Source organism: Limnobacter sp., assembly GCF_964228395.1.
Taxonomy (GTDB): Bacteria; Pseudomonadota; Gammaproteobacteria; order Burkholderiales; family Burkholderiaceae_B; genus Limnobacter.
Genome location: NZ_CAXQZX010000083.1, coordinates 1 through 3,056 on the forward strand (window position 1 = coordinate 1; position 3,056 = coordinate 3,056).

3 protein-coding genes are annotated in these 3,056 nt (G+C 54.5%); all 3 read right to left on the bottom strand.

Annotated elements, in window-relative coordinates; translation table 11 throughout:
- A partial coding sequence (locus tag ACEQU8_RS06885; RefSeq protein ID WP_370262495.1) for a class II fructose-bisphosphate aldolase occupies nt 1-357 on the bottom strand: 357 nt, incomplete at its 3' end.
- Between the two features lie 39 nt (nt 358-396).
- A complete protein-coding gene (gene pyk, locus ACEQU8_RS06890) occupies nt 397-1,875 on the bottom strand; it encodes a pyruvate kinase (RefSeq protein WP_105027057.1) in 1,479 nt (492 codons plus the stop codon).
- The coding region (locus tag ACEQU8_RS06895; protein ID WP_370262497.1) for a phosphoglycerate kinase at nt 1,875-3,056 on the bottom strand (1,182 nt) is incomplete at its 5' end. The genes ACEQU8_RS06895 and pyk, both read right to left, overlap by 1 nt.

Sequence of the window (3,056 nt, forward strand, 5' to 3'; positions counted from 1 at the left end):
ATCAAATGAGGCTGGCGTTTTTCCATCTTCCATCAGCGAGCCGTCCATCATGACGGAGCCAAAACCCAGATCGATAGCACCCTGACACACCTTGGGGCTGGTACCGTGATCCTGATGCATGACCAAGGGAATATGCGGAAATGCTTCCACAGCCGCCTGAATCAGGTGCTTGATGAACGGCTCGCCAGCGTACTTGCGGGCACCCGCGCTGGCTTGAAGAATAACAGGCGCACCCACCTCGTCGGCAGCGGCCATAACAGCCTGAACCTGTTCCAGGTTGTTCACATTGAAGGCGGGGATGCCATAGCCGTTTTCGGCGGCATGGTCCAGCAGTTGGCGCATGGATACGAGAGGCATTTCAAAGTCTCCGAAAAATAAAATTAGTCAAATAGCTGGTTAATTCAGCAGGCCAATGTGTTCGCCCACGCGAACAATTTTCATGGTGTTGGTTCCGCCCGATTTACCGATTGGCTCACCAATGGTGATCACAATCAGATCACCCAACTCAACCACTTTGGCATCCAGCAAAGCCTGCTCTGATTTCGCCAGCAACACCTCACGGTCCTCAGTTTCGTACTGCATCATGACAGTGCGCACATCGCGGTACATCGACAGGCGACGGCGGGTTTTCTCCTCGGGCGTCAGCGCGAAAATCGGCACGCCACTGTTCAAACGCGACATCCACAAGGCAGTAGACCCAGACTGGGTCAACGCCGCAATCGCTTTCACCTCAAGGTGGTGTGCAGTAAACAAAGCGGCCATTGCAATGGACTGGTCCACTCGCTTGAACTTGCGATTCAGGAAATCGGTGTCCAGGCTGATGGTGGCTGACTTTTCTGCTTCAACACACACGCGGGCCATGGCCACAATTGTTTCTACTGGGAACTTGCCCGCAGCGGTTTCAGCTGACAACATCACGGCGTCTGTGCCATCGAGCACTGCATTGGCCACATCGGACACTTCAGCGCGGGTGGGCACGGGGCTTTCAATCATGCTTTCCATCATCTGGGTAGCAGTAATGGTCAGCTTGTTGGCTTCCCGGGCGGCGCGAATAAGGCGCTTTTGGGCTGCAGGTACAGCGGCATCACCAATTTCAACTGCCAAATCACCGCGTGCCACCATCAGACCGTCGCAAGAACGGATTAAATCATCCAGATTCTCAAGTGCCTCGCAACGTTCAATCTTGGCAATCATCATGGCGTGGCCACCTGCCGCGCGAGTCAGTTCGCGCGCCATGTACATATCCGCACCGCTTTTGGGAAAGCTGACCGCAATATAGTCAGCCTCGAAAGCCACTGCAGTGCGGATGTCTTCCATGTCTTTCGACGTGAGGGCAGGCGCGGACAAACCACCGCCCAATTTGTTAATGCCCTTGCGATTCTTGAGCACACCACCCACTTCAGTTTCACAGTGAATTTGACTGGGGGTTACTTTTTTGACTTTCAGTACAATCTTGCCGTCATCCAGCAACAGGGTATCGCCTGTTTTGACATCATTCACCAGCTCGGGATAGTCCAGCCCAACCCGCTCGTCGTCGCCTGAGTCGCACTTGGCTTCCAGCACAAAGGGCTGACCGTTAACGAGGTTGGTGGAGCCATTGGCAAACACACCAATTCGAATTTTGGGCCCTTGTAAATCGGCCATCACCGCAATGTCGCGCTTCAAACGGGCCGCAATTTCACGCACGGTTTTGACCCGATCAATATGCTCCTGGGCAGTGCCGTGCGAGAAGTTGACCCGCACCACATTCATGCCCGCTGCGATCATTCGCTCAAGAACTGCGGGATCGGTAGATGCCGGCCCCAAAGTGGCCACTATTTTGGTTTGACGGGGTACATACACGTTGGGCACCAATTTGCTCCCTGAGTTAGACATTAAGCCGCTCTCTGTTGAAGAATTTCTACGGCCGGCAGGGTTTTACCCTCCAGAAACTCAAGAAATGCGCCGCCACCGGTTGAAATAGATCTGACCTGATCACCAATGTTGTTCTTTGAAAGAGCCGCCAAGGTGTCGCCACCGCCCGCAATCGAAAAAGCCTTGGAATTTGCAATTGCCATGGCCAGGAGCTCGGTGCCTTTGCCAAACTGATCGAACTCAAACACTCCCACGGGGCCGTTCCACACAATGGTGCCGGCTTTGTCCAGAATGGCAGCCAATTCCTCGGCTGTGTTGGGGCCGATGTCGAAAATCATGTCATCAGCGGCCACATCGGCCACCTTCTTGCTGGTGGCATAAGCTGTCGGGGAAAATTCTTTGCCCACCACGACATCGCTCGGAATTGGCACAGCAGCGCCTCGGGCTTTCATGTTGTCGATGATGGTTTTGGCCTCGCCCACCAAGTCGTGCTCGGCAAGCGACTTGCCGATTGGCAAGCCCAGCGCAGCCATGAATGTATTGGCGATACCGCCACCCACAATCAACTGGTCCACTTTGTCGGCCAGACTATTCAAAATTGTCAGTTTGGTCGACACCTTAGAACCCGCCACAATCGCCACCATTGGGCGTTTGGGAGCGGAAAGCGCTGCACCCAAGGCATCAAGTTCGGCAGCCAGCAAAGGGCCTGCACACGCCACTGGCGCATATTGTGCCGCGCCGTGAGTAGTGGCCTCTGCACGATGGGCCGTGCCGAAGGCGTCATTGACATAAACATCGCAAAGCGCGGCAATTTTTTGTGCCAGTTCGGGGTTGTTCTTTTTTTCGCCTTTATTGAACCGGCAGTTTTCCAGCAGCAACACTTCACCAGCCTTCACGTCTACACCATTCACCCAGTCTTTGACCAAGCGAACAGGGCGGCCCAACAATTCACCCAGACGCGCGGCCACCGGGGCCAAACTCAACCTCTCATCGTACTCACCCTCGGTGGGTCGGCCAAAGTGGCTGGTCAGCAGCAAGGCTGCGTTGTTGTTCAAGCAGTATTCAATGCCAGGCAAAGAAGCGCGAATGCGGGTGTCTTCCGTGATGTTGCCATTTGCATCCACTGGCACGTTAAAATCGACGCGGATCAACACGCGTTTGTTGGATACGTTTTGGTCGGTCAGGCGCAGGAAACGCAACAT